Source organism: Pantoea nemavictus, assembly GCF_037479095.1.
GTDB classification, from domain to species: Bacteria; Pseudomonadota; Gammaproteobacteria; order Enterobacterales; family Enterobacteriaceae; genus Pantoea; species Pantoea nemavictus.
Map to the genome: position 1 here is coordinate 3,280,383 of NZ_JBBGZW010000001.1, position 19,793 is coordinate 3,300,175.

The 19,793-nt window shown below is 54.5% G+C and carries 18 protein-coding genes; all 18 read right to left on the reverse strand.

Annotation, left to right across the window (positions count from 1 at the left end):
* Positions 1-3 precede the first annotated feature (3 nt).
* Positions 4-933 carry a phosphatidate cytidylyltransferase gene (locus WH298_RS14980; RefSeq protein ID WP_180823221.1) on the reverse strand — a complete coding sequence of 310 codons (930 nt, stop codon included), beginning with the start codon at positions 931-933 and terminating at the stop codon, positions 4-6.
* Entirely contained in the window at positions 926-1,528 is a 603-nt protein-coding gene (locus WH298_RS14985; protein WP_180823222.1) for a CDP-alcohol phosphatidyltransferase family protein, read from the reverse strand. Before WH298_RS14985 ends, WH298_RS14980 begins: the two co-directional genes overlap by 8 nt.
* A 31-nt stretch (positions 1,529-1,559) precedes the next feature.
* Positions 1,560-2,081 carry a type VI secretion system lipoprotein TssJ gene (tssJ, locus tag WH298_RS14990; protein WP_180823223.1) on the reverse strand — a complete coding sequence of 174 codons (522 nt, stop codon included), beginning with the start codon at positions 2,079-2,081 and terminating at the stop codon, positions 1,560-1,562.
* Positions 2,078-4,159, reverse strand: coding sequence for an ImcF-related family protein (locus WH298_RS14995; protein WP_255438356.1), 2,082 nt, complete (start codon positions 4,157-4,159; stop codon positions 2,078-2,080). The genes tssJ and WH298_RS14995 overlap by 4 nt, the downstream gene beginning before the upstream one ends.
* Before the next feature lie 9 nt (positions 4,160-4,168).
* Positions 4,169-5,413, reverse strand: coding sequence for a hypothetical protein (locus WH298_RS15000; RefSeq protein ID WP_238344437.1), 1,245 nt, complete (start codon positions 5,411-5,413; stop codon positions 4,169-4,171).
* Positions 5,394-6,530, reverse strand: coding sequence for a hypothetical protein (locus WH298_RS15005; RefSeq protein ID WP_180823224.1), 1,137 nt, complete (start codon positions 6,528-6,530; stop codon positions 5,394-5,396). Before WH298_RS15005 ends, WH298_RS15000 begins: the two co-directional genes overlap by 20 nt.
* Positions 6,527-6,790 (reverse strand): PAAR domain-containing protein, encoded by a 264-nt coding sequence (locus WH298_RS15010; protein ID WP_180823225.1) that lies wholly within the window; start codon positions 6,788-6,790, stop codon positions 6,527-6,529. Before WH298_RS15010 ends, WH298_RS15005 begins: the two co-directional genes overlap by 4 nt.
* On the reverse strand, positions 6,787-9,096 hold the full coding sequence (locus tag WH298_RS15015) for a T6SS phospholipase effector Tle1-like catalytic domain-containing protein (protein ID WP_180823226.1): 2,310 nt from the start codon (positions 9,094-9,096) through the stop codon (positions 6,787-6,789). Before WH298_RS15015 ends, WH298_RS15010 begins: the two co-directional genes overlap by 4 nt.
* The gene (locus WH298_RS15020; RefSeq protein WP_180823227.1) at positions 9,081-9,611 is read right to left on the reverse strand and encodes a Tli1a family immunity protein; all 531 of its coding nucleotides are present in this window, start codon (positions 9,609-9,611) and stop codon (positions 9,081-9,083) included. The genes WH298_RS15015 and WH298_RS15020 overlap by 16 nt, the downstream gene beginning before the upstream one ends.
* A 5-nt stretch (positions 9,612-9,616) precedes the next feature.
* Positions 9,617-10,360 (reverse strand): toxin Tle1 chaperone Tla1, encoded by a 744-nt coding sequence (locus tag WH298_RS15025; RefSeq protein WP_180823228.1) that lies wholly within the window; start codon positions 10,358-10,360, stop codon positions 9,617-9,619.
* Between the two features lie 2 nt (positions 10,361-10,362).
* Positions 10,363-12,747 carry a type VI secretion system Vgr family protein gene (locus tag WH298_RS15030; RefSeq protein WP_180823229.1) on the reverse strand — a complete coding sequence of 795 codons (2,385 nt, stop codon included), beginning with the start codon at positions 12,745-12,747 and terminating at the stop codon, positions 10,363-10,365.
* 38 nt (positions 12,748-12,785) lie between these two features.
* Entirely contained in the window at positions 12,786-13,451 is a 666-nt protein-coding gene (tssL, locus tag WH298_RS15035) for a type VI secretion system protein TssL, short form (protein ID WP_339541500.1), read from the reverse strand.
* 563 nt (positions 13,452-14,014) lie between these two features.
* The gene (locus WH298_RS15040) at positions 14,015-14,482 is read right to left on the reverse strand and encodes a hypothetical protein (RefSeq protein ID WP_007890739.1); all 468 of its coding nucleotides are present in this window, start codon (positions 14,480-14,482) and stop codon (positions 14,015-14,017) included.
* A gap of 87 nt (positions 14,483-14,569) precedes the next feature.
* On the reverse strand, positions 14,570-15,523 hold the full coding sequence (locus WH298_RS15045) for an HpcH/HpaI aldolase/citrate lyase family protein (RefSeq protein ID WP_180823230.1): 954 nt from the start codon (positions 15,521-15,523) through the stop codon (positions 14,570-14,572).
* Positions 15,523-16,602: a cysteine protease StiP family protein gene (locus WH298_RS15050; RefSeq protein ID WP_180823231.1), complete on the reverse strand. Its 1,080-nt coding sequence runs from the start codon at positions 16,600-16,602 to the stop codon at positions 15,523-15,525. Before WH298_RS15050 ends, WH298_RS15045 begins: the two co-directional genes overlap by 1 nt.
* Position 16,603: 1 nt before the next feature.
* Entirely contained in the window at positions 16,604-17,377 is a 774-nt protein-coding gene (locus tag WH298_RS15055) for an HAD family hydrolase (RefSeq protein ID WP_180823232.1), read from the reverse strand.
* Positions 17,370-18,497, reverse strand: a complete 1,128-nt coding sequence (locus tag WH298_RS15060; RefSeq protein ID WP_180823233.1) for a phosphoribosyltransferase domain-containing protein — start codon at positions 18,495-18,497, stop codon at positions 17,370-17,372. The genes WH298_RS15055 and WH298_RS15060 overlap by 8 nt, the downstream gene beginning before the upstream one ends.
* 10 nt (positions 18,498-18,507) lie before the next feature.
* Positions 18,508-19,566, reverse strand: a complete 1,059-nt coding sequence (locus WH298_RS15065; RefSeq protein ID WP_180823234.1) for an ATP-grasp domain-containing protein — start codon at positions 19,564-19,566, stop codon at positions 18,508-18,510.
* Between the last annotated feature and the right edge of the window lie 227 nt (positions 19,567-19,793).

The following is a 19,793-nucleotide window of genomic DNA, read 5'->3' on the forward strand; positions in this document are numbered from 1 at the left end:
CCCTTACAGGTAGAAGTAGTAATAGAAGTGGAAGAACAGCGGCGCGGTGTAGATGAGGGAATCTAGCCGATCCAGAATGCCGCCGTGTCCGGGCAATAACTTACCGGAGTCTTTGACCCCAAAATCGCGCTTGATGGCCGACATCACTACATCACCGCAGAATCCGCTCATAGCCAAAATCAGCCCAGCCGCCAGGGAATGCAGGTGATCCATCTGCGTCATGAGCGGACCGAAAATGACAGCCAGTAACGTGGTGGTGAATAGGCCACCGAGCAGTCCGGCGAGGGTTTTGTTCGGGCTGACGTTGGGTGTCACCTTGATCCTGCCCAGCGATTTCCCCCACAGGTACTGCGCAATATCATTCAGCTCAGTCAGGGCCACGAGGAAAATAACCAGCAGAGCACCGGCGCTGGCATCCGCGCCGGGTAAGGTCATCAGGTAGGCAACGTGGCTCAGAGCAAACACCGTGGTCATCATGCCCCAGTGCATTACCGATGCGGAGTGCAGAAAACCGTTTGTATCTCCGGCGATCACCATACGCGCCGGCAGGAACAGAAAGACGTAGACCGGAATAAAGATAATGAACATGCCGTACCAGGCCATGTCGACCCAGAGATATTGCAGCGGGATGGCAGCGAACATCCAGAGCAGGGGCATGCTGTCCGAACGCCGCGTTGGCGCCAGCGTCAGATACTCTTTCAACGCGAGGAAGCTGATAAAGCCAAAGAAAACCAGCGCCAGCCATTTCGTTGACAGCATCGCCAGTGCAAACAGGCAAATAATCACCCACCAGCTGTGGACGCGCTGCTGCAATTCCAGCCAGTTGCGTTGTGGACGATATTTTTTCAGCACATAAGTCACGCATGTTGCCAGCATGAGCACGGCGAAAATGCCGCCCAGGCAGTAGTAGAGAAGGCGTGTAGATTCAGACATTTTTTGCCTCCATCGCACTGCGGCAGCGATTGAGGCAAGTCCAGCATAGCAGCAGGGCTGAGAGGGCAAAGACCGCGTTTACCCATTCGAGATACTGCGGCCACAGCGCAATAACCAAGGCAACTGCACCGAAGATAAACGCACGATCGCTTTTGCCCAGCGGTCCCCGGTAGCTGCGGGTGCCGTTCAGCGTCTGGCCAATCACTCCACAGAATTCTGTGAGCCAGGCGAACAGTACCACCAGCACCACTAACCCGGGTGAGATGCCGGGAATAAAGGCAAATGCCAGATAGAGTGCGGCGTCAGAGATAACGTCACCCACTTCATTGAGGATTGCGCCTGCAGTGGATTGCTGGTGGAACTCCCTGGCTAACATGCCATCAATGGCGTTTAACGCCATGCGGACCAACAGGAATATCGGCAGAGTGATAAACCAGCGCGGATCGGGGAAACAGATCAGTAATGCACCTAACGCCACCGAGGTAAGCATGGCAAATAGCGTCACCTGGTTGGCAGTAATGCCTTGGGCGTGTAACTTCACCACTGTGGGTCTTAACAGATTCTGAAATTTAGGTTTTATATCGTATAGCGTCACGTTATGGCTCCTGCCTTGTGAAATTGAAGTGTTACTTCAATGAATCCAAATTCAGGGTGTTATCCCTTACTTCAATCGTGCGCGGTGTATCCGCATCAAGATCATCGCGGCTTAGTACCCGCTTCCATGTACCACGCTCTCTGTCAGGCTGGCGGAACAGGCCAACTATCGCCACAAACTGCGCCTGTTGCTCCATCGGCATAGCCAGAGTGATGCTTTGCCCTGGCATTACGCTGAGTTGTCGCTGCGCGACCAGGCTCTCTTTCAGCACAATGTCTGGCTGCGTGAGCAGATCGTGGTATTCGGTGTTATCGAAAATCTGACGTTCGCTGAGCTGGAAAATACCTAAACGCAGTGGCATGGCGTGGTGAGCATCATCCTGATTGATCGCGGCGCGGGCGTTGAAAGTCAGATGCAACCTGTCCACCTGTCGATAAAACACCGCTTTTGCCACACTCGCCGTTCCCTGTTTAGTTTTTTGCCAGGCACCGCAACTGCTCAGCAGGATGGTCGCAAAGCAGAGCGGCAGCATGTTTGAGAAACGGCAGGTCATGGTTCATCTCCCTGATAAGCGGCGTCATCTGGCGTGGCAGAAACAAAGATGCGCGTCGGCAACCTGAACCCGCGCAGATCGAGCAGCGCCAGCGGGCCGTTACCCAGCTCCGTGCGAATTTGATAGTTAAGTGCCAGTCCATCCGGCGTTGGCCACACCACCCGGTAAATATTGCCGCCCAACCCGGTAATCCGTGCTTTATCCAGCAGGCGGATCAGTCCCCAGCTTCCCGGATGATCGGCATAAATGCGGGTTCCCGCTTTGGCGCTGCGCCAGGTGAGCGTCGTTTGTGGCTGCCAGCGGTTGTCAGGCCAGTTCAGCGTTTGCCAGCTCTCTTGCTGGTTAAAATATTCCAGCTTCTGGCGATCCACCGTCAGCGCAGACTCCACCACCTCACGGGAAGGTTTTGCCATCATCTGGAAATGCAGCGCCACGTCTCCCCGGACAAAGGCGACGTTGGCGATGCGCGTCAGCTTGTTTAGCGCGTTGAGAAAAGCGGGATCAAATGTCAGTCCCTGACTGTGCATGGCATCCGGCACCCAGCGATCACCCTCCAGACGCAGCAGGCCACCTAAACGGCGGTTAACAAACTGCGCAATGCGTCCGGTATCGGTGCGCAAAAACTGCGCCAGATGTGGCAAGGAGACGTCGCTTTCTCGATGAGCAAACGGATAGCGGTCGGCGAACGCTTCATCCCAGGGAGTAACAATGTCGTTCTGCCACTGATGGTTAATGCTCTCTGCGGTTGGGCTAAGCACCTGCTCCCAGGCCTGTACCATCGGCTCCACAAACACCGCCTGACCCAATCCGCTCCACTCCTGACCGAGACTGGCAGCAATCAGGTTGCCGTAATCGCGGGTATCGGTAAGATCGACCGCTTTGCCCTGAAAAACCGTTAGCGCCAGCGACTGCATCATGGCCTGCGGATCCGGGGCGTTGGTCACCTGCTGCAGACGCAGACTCACGCGGGTGATGCGGGTCAGAAACGTTTGCAGACTGAGGCTCTCTGTTGCCGCCGCGCCACTCTCGGTTAGCGACAGTAGCGGTCCAAAAGTGGCATCCAGCGGACCACGCGCGCCCTGTGGCTGAGCATTCCCTTTTTCGTTATCGCTACTGAGTAGGTGCTTTGCTGAGCTCACCAGCGAATCGGTGAGATCGCCGCCGGTTTGTCCGGTGCGGCCCTGAATATTTAGCGTGTTCATCAGCGCAATCAACGGTGATTGACGTATATCCGCCAGCAGGGTGAGCTGTTCAATCGATTCGGATAGGCTCTCTGCCCGCTGCCATTGCAGGCTGTTAAGAAATTTCAGCCAGGCGCTGGCGAAATCGGAGAAGTAGCGCTCGGTCAGTCGCGTCTTAAGCGTTTCCGCAGAGACATCATTGTTGCTGGCCGGTTTACCGTCGCTCAGTACCCAATCGATCTCGTCCCGGCGCACCTTCGCCGCTTTCTCAATTGCTGGCTGAATGTCCTCCTCCCACGCTTTACGGGTGAAGATGCCGGGCACGGTTTCATTGGTGCTGAACAGCATGCGGCTGTCGGTGCCGCTGACCATCTCGCTGAGCGTCATGTCGGCATAATCGCGTGCCACGTGTTCAAGCAGCTTCTGGTAGCGATTGGCTTCGGCATTGCTGGCACCCATCTGGCGCAGCAGCGCCGAACGCATACTGCTGACCAGTCGCATATCTGGCTCAAGCCGCCACTCTGGATGCGCAGGCAGATTGGTCATCATAAAGGCCAGCATGTCGCCGCCACTGTTTTGCCAGCTGGCGTCCATAATGCCATCGCGCTGCTGCCAGATTGCCATCAACGTGGTGCTGAAAAATGCCGGATCGGCTTGGTCGGGATGCGCCAGCATCAGGTAAGCCTTCAGCAGGTCATACATCTGTTTGGCATCATCTGCCCGTCGCGGACTGTCCGGCGGCAGGTTACGCCAGCCGCTCATTAGCGTGGTAAGGCGCTGAGCGGAGGCGTCACGCAACAGCGGCCTGGCTGACTGCTGCCACTGTTGCCACAGAAAATGCAGCAACGCATCGTTCTGGCTAAGGCCAAAACGCAGGTACCAGGGCGCACCGTACAGCTGACGGTGCTACAGACGCTCCATCTCTTTCTGCAATTCCCGCAGCGCGAACAGCTGCTGATGCAACGGCTGGCGGGTATCCGCTGCCGCAGCTGCAAAATGCTGATCCGCCAGCAGCAGACGAAGGTTAGCAATATATGAAAACACCAGGCATGCCATCCACACTGCCAGCAGGCAGGAGCAGAGCATCAGCAACGTTTTTTGCCATGAAGCGCCGTTAGTCACCGGTTTACGCCAGCGCAGCGCCAGCAAATCCCGCCATGCTTTTCCCGGCTGCCAGGCATGAAGCAGGGAAGCCCTGCCGGATGTGAGCGATGGGCTGAGTATTAGGCCCGCCAGCGGCAGCGCCCGTGCGCCTTCAGAGAGTTGCGACAGTGTCTTTGTCAGGCGCGCGATGCCGCCGTTGCGCAATGTGCGCGCCAGCTCCAGCGGAAAACTGTGCTGGCGATTAAGGTCGGTTTGTTGCATACCACGCTGGACCAGCTGGTGCTCAAGCTCATCAAGCGACTGGCGATAATCGTCTGCACTCTCATCGGGGGCAATAATAAATCCTATGCCTTGCTCGGGAGATGCTGATAGCGACGGCGCATGGCGTTCCCACAGCCACAGCGGGATATCCTGGCCCAACAGGCTGTAGCGTTTTTGCATCTGGCGGGCCGTGGTATCCAGCAGATCCTGCGTCATTTCTGCTTCTGCATTGACCACCCAGACCACCGCATCAGCCAGCTGGCGGCGGATTTTACGCAACGCCCGAAGCTGCGCGGGCTGCGGATCCGCCTGTGCGCTACCGTGCCACAGCAGCAAGGTATTGTGTCCCTCCAGCCAGTGCTGGGTTGTCAGCCCTGGAATACTCTGTTCGACCAGATGCTCATCCCCGACTACCAGCAGAATGCGCACCCGACTGCGCCAGCGCCATCGATACTGAAAACGCATCTGGCTGATAATATCCTGCACCCTCTGATTGTCTGCTGGCCGCGGCTTCTGCGTTCCCGTTGCACCTGTTACCTCACATGCCTGCAGCCGCACCAGCCAACGCCAGACGAGCATAAACAGCGGGCAGAACCACACCAGCGTCAGCCAGACGATCAGCGACCAGAAGGCAATCTGACGCGGCAGAGCTTCAGGCAGATCAAGGCTGCTGCCAGCAAAGTAATACAGTCCGGCGCCGATCAGTACCAGCAGGGTAATGGCGATCAGATAGCCACAAATCAGCCTGAACAGCGAATACCGCCGGTTAGTGCGTGAAGTTTCCACGGGGAACACAAACTCCTGTAATGTATCGAGATTCCCGATCTGCGGCGATCCAGCCGCAGGACTGACCGTTGAGCGCAGAGAGCAGCGCCAGCGACCGTAACGTAAAAGGTGTGATTTGCCCGGCGTTACCAAGCCACGGAGCAAGCACATGCTCCAGAGCAGACCAGCCGCCATCCAGCAGTGCTTCCATCTCTGGGACATCCGCCGCAAGGACCCGATCCGGCACATCAGCCAGCCCGGCGTAGCGGGATAGCTGCGACACGGCCTGCGCAGCCGTTTCACCGGGCACTGGCTGCCAACACTCTGAACGGTGCAGCAGCGCCGAGCCGCGCGGTGAGCAGAGCCACGCAAAGGCGGCTTCTCCGGTGATTTGCTTGTCAGCAGGCTCGCCTTCGCCACTCCCTGCGCACAGCAGCAGGGCAGGGTGAGTTTCAGCGATAAGATCGATAACGGTGTCAGTACCAGTCCGTGACGTAAGCCGGAGAATTTCTTCCGGCAAAATCATGCCCTCGGCCAGCAGCGTTTCATGAAAGGCTGCCAGGCTTACATCATCACCGAGCCAGCAGAAGTGGGTGATAAGGCGTGTTTCAGCTGCCTGACGAAAATGGGTTGCTAAGCGGTTAGCGAGATAAGCCGCCAGCATCGCAGAGCGATCGCGTGTGCCGTTCAGCACCAGCGGACAGCGCAGCACGGCGTAACCTTCAGCATTGATACCCGGCTGCGGGGCGTCCGGCGGTTGCGACAACAGCGCCAGATGTTCGGCATTGTCATCCCCGGCGGGCGTCACCAGCAGTACGGTTTCAACCGGTAATGCCTGGCTACGCTTGTGCCACCAGGCATCCAGCGCCAGCGATGTTTCGGCATGGTGCGTCCGGCTGTTATCAGTGTTTTGCAGCCATATAAGCCAGCGCAATGCCACCGCCAGCAACCAGCACAGCAATGGCAGCACCAGCGCCCAGAACCAGAATAGCGGCGAGCGGGTCGGTTTCCCTTCTGGCCACAGCAGGATGGTAGTGATTGCTGTGATAAACAACAGCCCGGGCAGCGTTACCCACCAGCGCCGCCAGCGGACAGGTTGAACGGCGGCATAGTCAGCATAGATCGGAGGTTGATTCATCCGCAGATATCCATATCCGGCAGTGAGCTGACCAACGTGCAACCGCAGGCGCACCGGTGGCCATCCAGCGCCACGGGCTTACCGTTTACGGTGCTGTTAGGCGCTCCCTGCATGATGGTGGTCATGCCGTGCTCATTGCATTTCGCTTTATCGTTAACACAGGCCACTGACTTGCCGAAAGCATCGAAACTGCCGCTGAGCACTTCGCCGCCGTAAGGTTTGAGCGTATCGCCAACGCGCACCAATTTTTTGAGCGTCATACCACTTTCGCTCCTGATGATTTCAGCATGTCGATGGCAGAGATCATCATGGCTTGGTGTTGTGAGGCCACAACATCGGAGCGGGCAAGGGCTACAGCGGCCCCTGGTTGCGTGGTGGCTGCCGGCGGATTCAGCTTCTGAATCGCGCCGGTTGCCATATCCTTCACTTTATAGGTGGCGCTGTTATAGGCCGTTTTGGGTTCGATAAAATAGATGACGTTGTTGGATGTTGGCGCAGCATTGATTACTTTGCCTTCGACAGATATCAGGCGAAGATTTTTATTGGTCTGGTTACCACAGTAAATCATGCGGTAGCGGAAATAACCGCCCCAGGGCTCGCGTCCACCCAATGCACTTTGCATAAACCAGGCGCGGGAATCGTGAATTTGCTCATCATAGAGCGCAAGCAGGTCGGCACGAGGTTGCGTGCGGATACCGGTGCCTAGCTTGTCGATAAACAGTTGGGGATAGCGCCGATTGCCATCGGCTTTCATCTGCTCGTATTCAGCGTCTTCATCATCACCATTGATCAGGAAGACGGCATGCTTGGGGATCACATCCAGGACAATTTGTGTGGTTTGATCTTTCCAGTCACCATTAAAATCGCGTCGCCACAGCTTGTAATCATGCTGAAATTCCCGGGCAGCTTCGCGTAATTGATACTGTGCGTTGGTTGGATCGAGATCGGGTTTGCCCTGTAAGCTTTCATCGAGCGGTTTGCGATTCTTTTTCGCTTCGGCGCGACGAGCGTTAAGTTCACTTACCGCTGTTTTATGATCTTCCGCTTCTTTTTTAAGTTCGTCAGGTTTTAACTGCGGTGCTTTGTTGAAGAAACTATCGGCAAATTTCTCCCCTTGCGGAAGCATACTGCCATGAGCATAGCGGCCAATGCGCCAGGCGGTGATCCAGCCAATCTGATCTATAAGGGCTGTTTCAAGCGCCTGAGAAAGCTGGTAAGGACGATAGCCTTCTTGCTTATTATCAATCTCTTCAGTGCCTTGTAGGGTGGTGTTCAGCAGGGTTTGACGCCAAATGTTGAAGCGTTTGATCAATTGCTCATCAATAGTAAACTCCCTGACACTTGCAGGAAGCATGACTCGGGAAGGTGAAATATCTTTGATTTTTGGTGTGATGATTTCGGGAGGCACCGCTAAGGGGGCTCCTGCATCGAACGCCGCTGCATACATATCGTGAAGAACAATTTGCGATAATATTTTGCCTGTGCCGGCGCATGATTTCCCTTGATCCCCGGGAGGATAACCGCCACCAACATCTGAATGCATTCCCGGGTAAATTACTTCCTGAGTATTAGCCGGATAGCTGCCGTCTGGGCGACGGACTGAGTCAAGGGGGAAGCATAAACGCTGCTCGTGCGCGGCAACGAAATGACGACAACACTTAATCAATCCCGGAAATTTACGTTCATCAGGTAATTGCTGACTATTATCCGCCCACCCCATATGACCTGCGGCACCCGGCAGGATGTGGGCAGCACCAACAGATGCTACCGTATCCAGTAATCCCAGAAACTCAATACTGATTGGCAAACCAGCAAGTATAAGATGTTCGCTTTTTAATTTGGGGTCGGGGATCTGAGTTAACCAGTTAACAAAAGTCCGCGCTTCGGCGGCTCCGCGAGAAAAACCGTATATAAATAGCTTAACTCCCAGAATATGTGGCTGCTGGATTTCCGCTTTCTGACTATCCAACGCTTTCAATAAAGGGTTAATCACATTACGTCGGTTCACTTCCCCTGAAAAAGATCCGCGAGCCTGCATGCTCGACAGAATTCCTTTAGCTACACCATCACCAAGACGTTTGGCTCCTTTAGAAATGGCATAAGTTAATGCATCCACCAATCTTAATAACGCCCAGTTAATTCGATCCTCTCCCCCAGCGGCGAAAGCAAGCCCATCATTGCTATAATCCATTTCACCAATTTTAGGGAAGGGGGTGCCAACACCTGGAATGTAATAGCGAAAATAGCCATCACTGTCAGCATTTTGATATGTCGCATGATACAACTTAGCGATATTCGTTGGGTGAGAGGGTTTAGCAATACGCGTATCGTTCTCTTCATTATTTCCCGTGCCATCGAAAAATAAACTAATATTTAAGCTCCGACAGCAGGGAATATTGCCTTTTTTATCTGTTTTCTCAGCTAAGCAGGCTCGATAATCGACTTCCTGTTTAATCTGATTTTTATAATTGGCGTTAACCTGCTTTTCACTTAGTAATAGGCGACCACCATCCGGAAACAGTGGTGGTGCGAAACATGGCAGCGCGAGGCTCATTTCATGGGACATGACGCAGGCTCCTTCATGTTCAGCGGTTCCTTGATCGGATAGTTCTCAGTGCCATACCCGGAACAAACCGTTGTTACCTTCACCTGATTGCAGGGCAGGAAGTGCACAGTCAAACCACAGCGCTCTTTGCCATATGCAGGGATATCTACGATGGTATAGCGTTGCTGATAATTAGAGGCATGACGAGCGTAAGCTTCATCTTCATAGCCGAATCCTTTTTTCTTCATTGGTATAGTTTCACCAGGATTAGGATCCACCTCCCACTCAACACGTGCTTTTAATTCAGACGTCCATTTTTCAGGAAGCATAATGCAGCAATATCCCCCACCCAAACCCGGCACATGGTATCCATTAACCGAAAAGCCATTTATTCCCTGTCCCTCGACATGATTGACTGCACGAAGATCGCCAGCGGTATAACCATCATCGCTCTTTGCATTCGAGCACCCTGAGATCAACGCAATAATCACAAGCAAAAATGCCTGAGTTAGCTTGATTGATAATTCCCTTTTCATTGCTGTCATTCCTTATAATCCATAAGATCGCCCACATAACCTTCCCGGCTTGCCTTTAAAGCGATGGCGAAACAGTGTGCAAAGTCTGCTTCTCGAGAGCCAAACGTAGTCGCCCGCTCTTTCATCAGCGCCTCGGCATCGCTGATACATCCCATCAGCTCAACCTGTGCATCACTAATGCGATTCATCGCCGGAGCATCAGTAAGCTGTCGCTCCGGGTGCCATGTGCCGGTTTTCCACACTAGCTCGCCATCCCGATCTCGCCAGCTCCAGAACAGCGCGATATCGGTGAACGTCGCCTGCTGTTCTGGGGGCTGGACGTGTTCCAGCAAAGAGGAAAACACGCGGTTGTCGTAGTAACGCAGTAAGCCGGTTTGCTCTTCCCAGTGAACCTGAGAGAGTGCCTGCAGATGGCTGCTCAGCAGATCGAACGCCAGCGGTGAAAGCAGTAACGTCAGGCGTGGCGAGCCGGTGAAATGCTCCACCAGCTGTTCCAGCCAGCGCTGGTGGCTGCCGGCGCTCCAGTGCAGTCGCATTACCAGCGGCGAATATTCTGCCGTTGCGGCTTCCGGCGTACCTTCGAATAGCGCGAACCAGCGTAATGGCGGGGTTATCTGGTTCAGCGCCTGCTGCAGCGGCTGCACGCTACCGGCCTGATCTACCAGCACATCGATATAATCCTGCCCGGCTGCAGTGCAGAGGGCAGTAGCCTGCTTCAGCCATGCTTTGCCGTTATCTTTATTCGTCATCGTTAGCCCCGCGGCGCAAAAGCCAGCGCCGCCTCCTGCGCTTTTTTCAGGCACGCTTTGCACACCGATTTAGGCAGTTCTGGCAAGTGGGTTTCTTCGCTGGCGGGAGTATCCCAGGCATGCGCGCCACGGATGCTGGTTTTACCCGGCGAATGGATCTGAATATCGCCTTGTGGCGTGATCCGGATGGTTGCGCCACCGCAGCCCAGTACGATGCCGTTTTTCGCGGTCAGCCGCAGTTCCCCCTGCACGGTCTGCACGCTGATATCTTTCATCGCCGTCAGTCCCAATGTGTCAGCATGGGATTCCACCGTCAGCGGTCCTTTGCCTGACACCATGCGGATTCCCTCCTGCTGCGACAGCAAAGAAATCGCCTGACGGGCGTTGACCTGAATACGTTTGCCGCTGGCAATACTGGTTTCTGTCTGGCTTTGCAGGTGCAGAGTGGTGCCTGAATTAAGCAGGATGCTTTTGGGGCTAACCGCACCGATACCTTCCGGTGCGCTCAGCAGCATTGCCGGGGATTTCAGCTGATCGACAGCTGCCAGATAAGCCTTGAGATGGGCGGCATCGGGCTGGAAATTGTGGTGTGACTGCGTGATGGTTTGCCAGTCGCTAATCTGGCTGAGCGCACCTTTGATAAGGCTTAGCGCTGGGGCCATCTCCAGCACCTTACCGGTTGCGGTAATCTGCGCATCTGCAGTAAGGAAAAGACCTTTACCGGCACGCAGCGTACCTGTGCTGTCCGTGCGCAGTTCAAAACCTTCACCCCGCTTAGTGCGGGCATTATCAACGATATGACCGAGCGATAGCTGGCTCTTACCGCCAAATTCCGTCGAGAGTTTGACATGCTCATAGCCCCGACGATCCTCAAACCTGAGTTTGTTGTTTGCCGGCGTCCTCAATACATTGCGTTGATAATTATAGAGATTAACCGGGTCCTCATGACGCGAGTCATGCATCGAGCAGAGGATGTACGGCCTGTCGGGATCGCCGTTGGTGAAGGCAATCATTACCTGCGTTCCGGCTATCAGCGGGAAGTGCCAGCCGTAGACATTCCCTGCATAGGGCTTCGCTAACCGCACCGGCACGCTTTCAAAACCGGATTGCCATGACGCATTCACATCGAACTGGAACCGCACCCGATAACGTCCATGTTCATCAAGTTCGGCATACTGCGCATTGTCAACCGGGCTGGTTACGCGTGCCAGCAGTGTTCCCGCGATGTGCGGCCAGGTTTTCAGCGGTGGGCGATAGGGGCTGTGGGAGCGTACCGGTACGGCGGTGAAACGAATAACGTAGGCAGTATCACGTGAAATTCGGGTTGAAGAGGTTGCAATGACCAGCAGACCATCAGGCGCATCCGGCCACGCTTTGCCTTGTGGCGAGATGACCATGCCCGGACGAATCTCCATGGCATTGGTGCTGCCTGCAAAGGTGATTTGCTCGGTGATCAGACGTTCCTGGCGACGCCGGGCAAACCACTGGCCCTGTTCCGGCAGCGCCTGAAATTCTTTACCTCGCTCCTGATAATTCTCACCGTAGCGGTAAAGCGTTCCAGTCAGTGCCGGTTTATCGGGATCGGTTTCAACCTCGGCCTGCATGTCATCCTGCGCATGGCGGTAATACTCATCATTGAGTTTTGTGCTTGCTGCAACCGACTGATGGTTAATGGATATATTCCACAGTGATTCCTGCCCACCATCAAACAGGCCTGACGGATGACGAAATGCAATAGGCATTTCTGAGGCGTATGCCTGCGCGCTATCCCCCAGCACCAGCACATCACGGTGATTTTCCTCATCCCAGCTGAAGTAATAAAACACGCCAATACGTGCGAGGTGGCGCTCAATAAATGCAAGATCGCTTTCGGCGTAAGAGATATAGAAATCGCGCACCGGATACTGCGTGCTTAACTGGAAGTGATAATCGAGTGAAGAGAATTCCCAGCGTTTCAGAATGTCTTCTACGACACCCGGCACGCTCATGTGTTGATAAACGGCATACGTGAGGCTGGATCGTAGCAGTGCCAGGCGAGACTCCAGCGTCACCACATACCGCGTTTCATCAGCAGAGGACTCACACTGCTGAAAAGCAGTAATCACGCCGCGCAGAATGCGTGGCTCTACCGATTGCCAGGGTTGACCGTCGGGATAAAACAGCAACTGAGCTGCGCTGTTAATTAAAATCTCAGCCGGAATATTGCGGGTAGCACTGGTTATCTCAATGGTGTAGTGCCAGGGCGTATTTAACGCCTCCTCACCATTAAAACGCAGCACCGATAACTGAATATCCGGATGCTGGTTTTTCAGCACAGAGATGTTTAGCTGATAGTGGTTATAAACCGGCGTAGTTCCGCCCTGGAGAACAAAATCCTTTCTGCCCATTAACAGATTCCTTCCTGAAATGTGTATTGGTCTGGCGTTTATCCTTTGCCAGTCAGATATTGCAGATGATCGTTCATGATGAATGTGGCAATAGCAATGGCAACGATAATACCGCTACGAATAAGCCAGGGAGCGCGCTGCCAGAACGATGATTTATAGGGTGAACGCTGAATAAAAATCGGTTTGTCGGGTGATTCAGACTGCTCAGGTAATAGTGCTTTTAGCTTCTGCATCAGCGAAATACGCTCTTCGTTATCTTCCGTCAGACACTTTCCGATATAGCCGAAGCGCAACATGCGGTAATAGCAGGCCACAAGAGTTTCCGCAGGCGCGGGTTCATGCAGCAACGTTCTGATGCGTTCGTAGAAGATTTCACCCCCATTAAGATGAGCGAGAAAATATCCTTGTAACGGCGAGCGTTTCCACCAGACAGAGATGTCTGTATCCGGGATCGTCATGATCAGTTCATCAAGAAATACGCTATGCGCGAACGTGATCTCCTCGCAGAAAATAGGGGGTGCACCAGCGGCGAGGAGTTTATCCTGGACCTGCTCGATCAGGGTGAAACAGCGCTGGTAGAGCGCATCATCAATGGTGATGGTTTGTCCGTTTCGTATGGCGAGAGACAGCAGCCAGGTTTCCTGCATCAGAGTGTCGAGGGTATTAATTGAGATGTTGTGATCTGCAGAGGTCATGAGCACCATCCTGGTAACTACTGAGTAATGTTAATCCCTTAACCCGATAACAAATTAAATCGAGTGCATTGCCAATGCTTATTACGAGTGCAGTTAAAAAGCTGGACTCTGTGCTTTTCGCGCAATGTTTAAACTTCAGTGGCGATGAAGGTATTACATTGAGTGATAGTTTATCAAGCTGGAAATTCAAATTTTGGAATGCGGCTCTATTTACGAACTGATTTTAACGATGCTGTTAAAAGTAATTTTAACGTTATCTATTAACAGGTGCTAATAGGTTATCATCGTTGATTTAATTGGATTTTAATTTTTTGCTTGGTTTGCAGCATACGATGTCATTAAACCGCAGCGCTACAGCCTGATGGAGATAGTAAGGCTATATTTATCCGGCGAGGATGTGTATGCGCGAAAATGAATGAAGTTACGGTGGCGTTAATAATGAGAGTAAAAAAATTATATTGTTTTGGCTTTAATGAGTTTTGCAGTTTTATGTTCTCATGGAAGTTTTTAACTAACGTTAATGCATATATTTATCAGCCTATTTTAAGGTCGTTTTTAGATATTATTAACTTTTACTTTTTTACCTGCCGCAACCGCGCAATCAACTCATCCAGCCCGCTCTCCACCAGCATCTCCACCGCATCGCTCCGTGTAGTTTCACTCAACCGCACCACCTGGTCGATTTTCCTTAAAACAGACATGCGTAATGACAGCGACACTGCTTTCTTTTTCTCTTTGTCGAGAAATACCCGGCTGACGGTTTCGCTCTGTTGCAGTTCAGCGTTGAGCTTGAGTGCTTCATTAATATGACGCAGGCTTTTTTTGTCGAGTTTGCCAGCGTCAGTCAACTGATAGCAGTGGGTGAGGCGGCTATATTTAATCTCCGCAGACCAGGATTCACGCAGTTCTTTTAGCGCGCGCGTTAGCGTGGGTTCGGAGCAGTCGAGCGAGGCTAAAATGCGGCTGGACGCTATCGGTTTGCCGCTGCTGAGCAGTGAGGCCAGCATAAATACGCGTGTCTGTCGGGTACTGAGTTGCATGGTCGATTGAGGCCTGCGTTAAAATTCAATGGTCTGTATCGCCCTCCTGGCAAACGGTTTTCGACAGTATCAGAGGGTGTTTAAATATCAGGTAAATAGGTTCCGAAAAACCGGCGTATCCTCAGATCGTGTATCCGGTGCAATGCCATATTCCTGCGCGCGCGCCAGGATCGCGGCGGCCCAGCGGCGATGCGTCGCCGGTTCGCACATCGCGCCCTGCGATTTGAAAACCGCCTGGCTGGAGTTGAGGATGCGGAACGCGTCAGCCTGATCGCTGGCCGAAACCATCAGCATCTCCTGAATCTTGCCGATCTGGCTGGGATGGATGGCGGTTTTGCCGACCAAACCGTGCGCGATATCCAGTGCCAATTCCTGATCCATAATCTGCTGATCGTCGATGTGCTCGCACACCGGTGCGGTCAGCGCAAAATCACGCGAAGCAAACACCGCCACCAGCATTTTAATGGTGTAACCCATCGGGCTGTCATACAGCGTGAATTGACGCGAGCGGCGCAAAGAGAGCACATTCATCAAGTCGTTACCGCCAATACGCAGGGCAATCACCCGCTGGCGGCAGGGATGGTTCTGCAGCGTGAGAGCCAGCTCGCGCATCGCCACCACGTCAAACACCTCTTCGGTTTCCAGCGTCGGCATCATGCACAGATGGCTCGGTTCGAGAATCTGCCACCATACCGGCAACGAATCGGCGGTGAATTTCGGCAGCACAAAACCATCGATCGCGCTGAGGTTGAGGTTTTTCACCAGCCATGCGCCCATCTCGCTGTTGCGTGGACGGACAAAAACCAGCGGCCACTGCGCGTTGCCATTGGCGCGCTGTTCGGCATTCAACACCTGCAAAATTTGCTGCAGATTGTGCAGTGCCTGCGGCAGATCGGCATCACTCACCGCATCTTCCAGGCAGATCACCAGCGAGCGCAGGCCGCTGATTTTATTGTGCAGAATGGCATCGACGATATCGCAGCGCACCGCCGGCATATATAGCGTTGCGCCCAAACGCCACGGAGAGAGACGGTCGTTCATCACAGCACCTTTTTGATTATCGTCACGGCGCGGTATTGCCCAAGATCGGCTCCCGCTTCTGTGATGGTTAGCCCTTTTTGTTGGGCCAGATAGACCAGCAGCGCCACGTCGGGATCGTCCACCGAACGCACCAGCACCTGATCCGGCACACGACGCAGCACGGCGCGCGTGGCTTCGGCGATGCCCGGCTTGATGCGGTTAATGCTGTTCACCTGATAACGCTCCGCCAGCATGGCGATCACCGCTTCACTTTGCGCGACTAGCCGTTGCTGATGTTGTGGATCCTGCTGGCAAGCGGGCAGGGTGCTGATATCCAGCGCGCGCGCGTATTCCGCCACGGTGTTCACCAACTGCTGACTGCAATCATATTGCGCTAAGTGGTCGCACTGCACGCAGCCGTGCAAGCCCTCTTCAGACCACAACGAGCGCGAGATCAAGCCCGACACCGGCGCGCCCATAATGCCAAACGGGATCAGCCAGTCATCATCGCTGGCCGAAAGCCACGCCCGGCCACAAGGATCGGCCAGCACCACTAAACGTGGTTGCAGCGGATAGCCGGGACGCTGTTCCAGGCTGCGGATCAGCTCGCCAGTGATGGCGCCTTTGCCGGTCCAGCCATCGACGAACACAATGCCGTCGCTGCCGTGGCGCGCTTCAATGATGTCCAGCGCCGCGCTATCAATGCCGCGATCGCGGATGATGCTGATGCCGTAATGATACGATTCGCGGCCCATCGCGCGCAGCGCCTGTTGCAGCATCACGCCGAGCGGCACGCCCGCGCGCACCAGGCTTACCAGCACAATCGGCGTGTCGCCAAACTGCTGTGCCAGCGTCCGCGCCAGCATGGTGACCTCTTTCGCCAGCCGGCCCGCGCCCTGATCCAGCGCGCGGGAAAACAGCTCGAGGTGCCAGCGCGTCGGTTCCGGTTCCTGGCTCAGCATCTCGGAGTAGTGACGCGCGCCGGATTGGATCAGCTGCTCTTTTTGCTCGACCGGCGTCATGTCGATTTCAACCGGTTTCAGCAAAAATTCGACGTCGCCGGGTTGGTAGGATCCAGAGAAAGGCAGGTTATTCACCATCTCATTGTTCTCCGAATAGGGATTGGTTGATGCGCTCGGCAAACTGGCTTTGACGTGGAATGCCGTACCAGCTGCACAGCTTCATAAAGCGGTGATCGCTGAGGCTGTCGCCGAGGCCAATCACCGGGAACACGCCGCGTTCTTTACGCAGTTTTTCCAGCAGAAAGCTGACGGCTAAGCCTTTTTCCACCACGTTCGGCAGCCAGGCCACATTGTTGCTGTTGCGATGGATGTAGTAGCCGGCAGTCGGGAAGCGTTGCTCGATTTCATCGGCGATGGCGTAAAGCTCTGCGAGCCGCGTGCTGTCGCGATGCTTCATCACCAGATAGATCGGCGTCACGCCATATTCATAGTTGATGCGCGCCCAGCCATTGATGTCGCGTTCTGCCATCAGGTCGGTAATCGCCTGCTGCATGGAGAGCAGCGCCGGACCGTAAGGCGTGAGTTGTTCCAGCATGTGCGCGCGCCATTCGGCATCTTCCTCACCTTGCGGATTGAGGATCACTGCGCCGTGCGTGGTCACCGCCCAGGAACGGAAAGGGACTTGCACGCGGGCAATCTCTTCGGTGCCGCGTGCGGTGACCGGGATCAAATCGGCTTGCTCAATCATCCAGTCGACGAGCATCGACTGCTCCTCAGTCATAAAGCTGCGTGGCTGCAGGCTGAGATCGAGCGCGCCGGTGCGGAACGGCTCAAGATCCAGCTCGTCCACCATTTTGCGGCGCGTTTGAAATAGCGTGTCGTCAAGGTCGGAAAAAATCACCGGCTTATTCATAGCTAATCACCTCAACTTGGGGCGCAACCTTGGCCAGTGCCGCGGTTAACAGCGGGTCCACGCTGTCGACGGGCGTTTCGATGCACAACAAAATGCGGTCAAACTGTTGATGCGCCACGTTATAAACAAAGTTGGCGATGCCGAGGCCGTAGTTATCGCCGAAGGCAATCGCCGATTCGATGGCAAAACCGGTGGCGATCGGTGAACGCGTGGTGGAGCTGTATTTCACCTGCGCGCCCTGCGCCGCCAGCCGTTCGGCCAGCAGGAAAGGTTCCCAGACAAATTCACTGCTGCCGAGCACGAGAATTTTCTCTCCCGGCTGCGCCTGAATGGCTGCACCGAGATCGGCGGCGGGGGCTGCCATGCCGAGTCGGCCCCAGCTCTGTTTACCGGTAATTGGCACGGTGGCAGCATCGTTGAGTGCGACGGCGGGCATCGGCGGCAGCGCGGCATCCGGGTCCTGCTGCCAGTGCCAGTCACCTTGCACCAGCGATATGCTGCGCAGCGCAACCGGACAGCGCGCGGCTAGCGCCTCGCCGCTCCAGTCGGTGAGGGTGACGGCGATAACCTGCTCGATCTGCTTTAAGCCGCCGTCGTTGCGCAGCGCTTCAAGCAGATTAATAAAGGTGTTGCCGGTGGTGGCTTCGTCATCAATCATTACCAGCGTGCGCGCATTCAGCACCCGATGGCGCAGCTGCGCGTCATCGGGCAGATAGATCAGATGATCGGTGGCGTGGCTATGATTCTCTTTAAACTCGCACAGCAAATCGGCCTGCTGCGCATGGCGCGTCGAGGTGAGATACACCGCTTCGCCTGCGCGCTGGCGCACTTCATCAAATACGCCTGCGCCGAGGCCAACTGCGGTTTCGGCCATGCCGATAAACAGCACCGGGCCCTCAGCGAAAGGCGGAAACTGCTCGGCAAGTTGGCGATAAACGGCACGCATTTTTTCCGGCTCAACTGGAATATGGCGGCCGAGCACTTTACTGACGAACAGGAAAGCGCGCTTGGGATTGCGACGTTCGGCGATCTCAAACAGGTCGTCGATGGCGCTAATGCCGCCGGTTGGCGTGACGGTCAGCGTGCCGCATGAAAGCGTCCTGCTCCAAAGTGTGGTCATGGAATGTTCCTCATTGAACCTGGTTGGACAGGACGGAGTTGTAAGCGACCACGTCGCTCAGCGCGCGGACGGTGGCTGGCGCGAAGGCGCTGCGGGATTCGTCGATTGCCTGCTGCTGACTGATCAAGCCTAGCTGGCGTAGCGCAAACAAGCCGGGAAGATTTACGCCGCTGAAGCGCGTGTAACCAATGCCGCCGGAAGGACGCATATTGATCTCCAGTAATAACGGTTTGCCGCTGGCATCATTGCGCGTCTGCACGTTGATCAATCCATCGGCGATCATGGCTGCAGCACAAGCTTGTGCCAGCTCAAAGGCTTCGCCGCTGTGCTCGAGATACTGCAACGCACCCTCTTTGCGACGCGCCACGGCGGCCAGCACTTTGCCGTTTTCCGCCAGCATATCGACGGAATATTCCGGCCCCGGCAGCCACGGCATTAATACCAGCGGTTCCATGCTGTCGGCGGCTTCCAGCGCCTGGAGGTAATATTTTGCATTAACCCGGCGTGCATCCGGATGAGTAAACGCCGCCATTGGCGAGACGCTTTCATCAAACTGCCAGAATCCCATGCCATAAATGCCTTTAACCGGTTTTACGCACAGCGGCAGATCGCCAAACGGCTGGCTGGCGATCAGCTCACGTAACTGAGCCGGTGAGTCGACACGCAGCGAAGGCACCACCGGCAGGTTGAGGCTCTCCATGCGCTGGGCAAACGCGACTTTATCGTCAGCCAGATCCAGCATGGCGAGATCGCGCGCGCCCGTGGTTAAGCGTGCGCCGCTGGCTTCAATGGCAGCGCGATGTGCCTCAAACCAATGGGCATGGCGGCCAGTATGAATCGCCTGAATGGCGTATTTTTCTACGGTAGAAAGAATAAATTCGAGGCGCTGATTAACATCGTTGGGTTCTATTAATGCATAATCCGCCAAAGAAAGTATTTCATTACGCTGTTGGCGATGCGATGCATAAATCGACACATTGTAGTTATGTTTTTTAGCTGTAGACGTAATGCCAGTAATTATATCGCGCTGGGAGGATAAACCTTCCATTAGCCAAATTTTGTGAGACATTTCTAATTATTTCCGCAGGAGGCTTGCCGGTGGGTTATGGATTGCGAGTGTATTTATCACGCCGTAACTAGTCAATCATAATATGATTTTTTACCCTAACGTAACCTTATGAATTTTAATGTAAAGAATTGTCATGTTTAGTGCGTGAGTTGAACCGCGGTGATTTGCTTAAGTTGTTATTATAAAACGATTTATTTTGTTTCATGAAATTGCTGTGAAAATTAATG

Coding starts and splice junctions, on each gene's coding strand:
- WH298_RS14980 (WP_180823221.1), bottom strand. CDS start 933: ATGTCTGAATCTACACGCCTTCTCTACTACTGCCTGGGCGGCATTTTC.
- tssJ (WP_180823223.1), bottom strand. CDS start 2,081: ATGACCTGCCGTTTCTCAAACATGCTGCCGCTCTGCTTTGCGACCATC.
- WH298_RS15005 (WP_180823224.1), bottom strand. CDS start 6,530: ATGAATCAACCTCCGATCTATGCTGACTATGCCGCCGTTCAACCTGTC.
- WH298_RS15010 (WP_180823225.1), bottom strand. CDS start 6,790: ATGACGCTCAAAAAATTGGTGCGCGTTGGCGATACGCTCAAACCTTAC.
- WH298_RS15015 (WP_180823226.1), bottom strand. CDS start 9,096: ATGTCCCATGAAATGAGCCTCGCGCTGCCATGTTTCGCACCACCACTG.
- WH298_RS15020 (WP_180823227.1), bottom strand. CDS start 9,611: ATGAAAAGGGAATTATCAATCAAGCTAACTCAGGCATTTTTGCTTGTG.
- WH298_RS15025 (WP_180823228.1), bottom strand. CDS start 10,360: ATGACGAATAAAGATAACGGCAAAGCATGGCTGAAGCAGGCTACTGCC.
- WH298_RS15030 (WP_180823229.1), bottom strand. CDS start 12,747: ATGGGCAGAAAGGATTTTGTTCTCCAGGGCGGAACTACGCCGGTTTAT.
- tssL (WP_339541500.1), bottom strand. CDS start 13,451: ATGGTGCTCATGACCTCTGCAGATCACAACATCTCAATTAATACCCTC.
- WH298_RS15040 (WP_007890739.1), bottom strand. CDS start 14,482: ATGCAACTCAGTACCCGACAGACACGCGTATTTATGCTGGCCTCACTG.
- WH298_RS15045 (WP_180823230.1), bottom strand. CDS start 15,523: ATGAACGACCGTCTCTCTCCGTGGCGTTTGGGCGCAACGCTATATATG.
- WH298_RS15050 (WP_180823231.1), bottom strand. CDS start 16,602: ATGGTGAATAACCTGCCTTTCTCTGGATCCTACCAACCCGGCGACGTC.
- WH298_RS15055 (WP_180823232.1), bottom strand. CDS start 17,377: ATGAATAAGCCGGTGATTTTTTCCGACCTTGACGACACGCTATTTCAA.
- WH298_RS15060 (WP_180823233.1), bottom strand. CDS start 18,497: ATGACCACACTTTGGAGCAGGACGCTTTCATGCGGCACGCTGACCGTC.
- WH298_RS15065 (WP_180823234.1), bottom strand. CDS start 19,566: ATGTCTCACAAAATTTGGCTAATGGAAGGTTTATCCTCCCAGCGCGAT.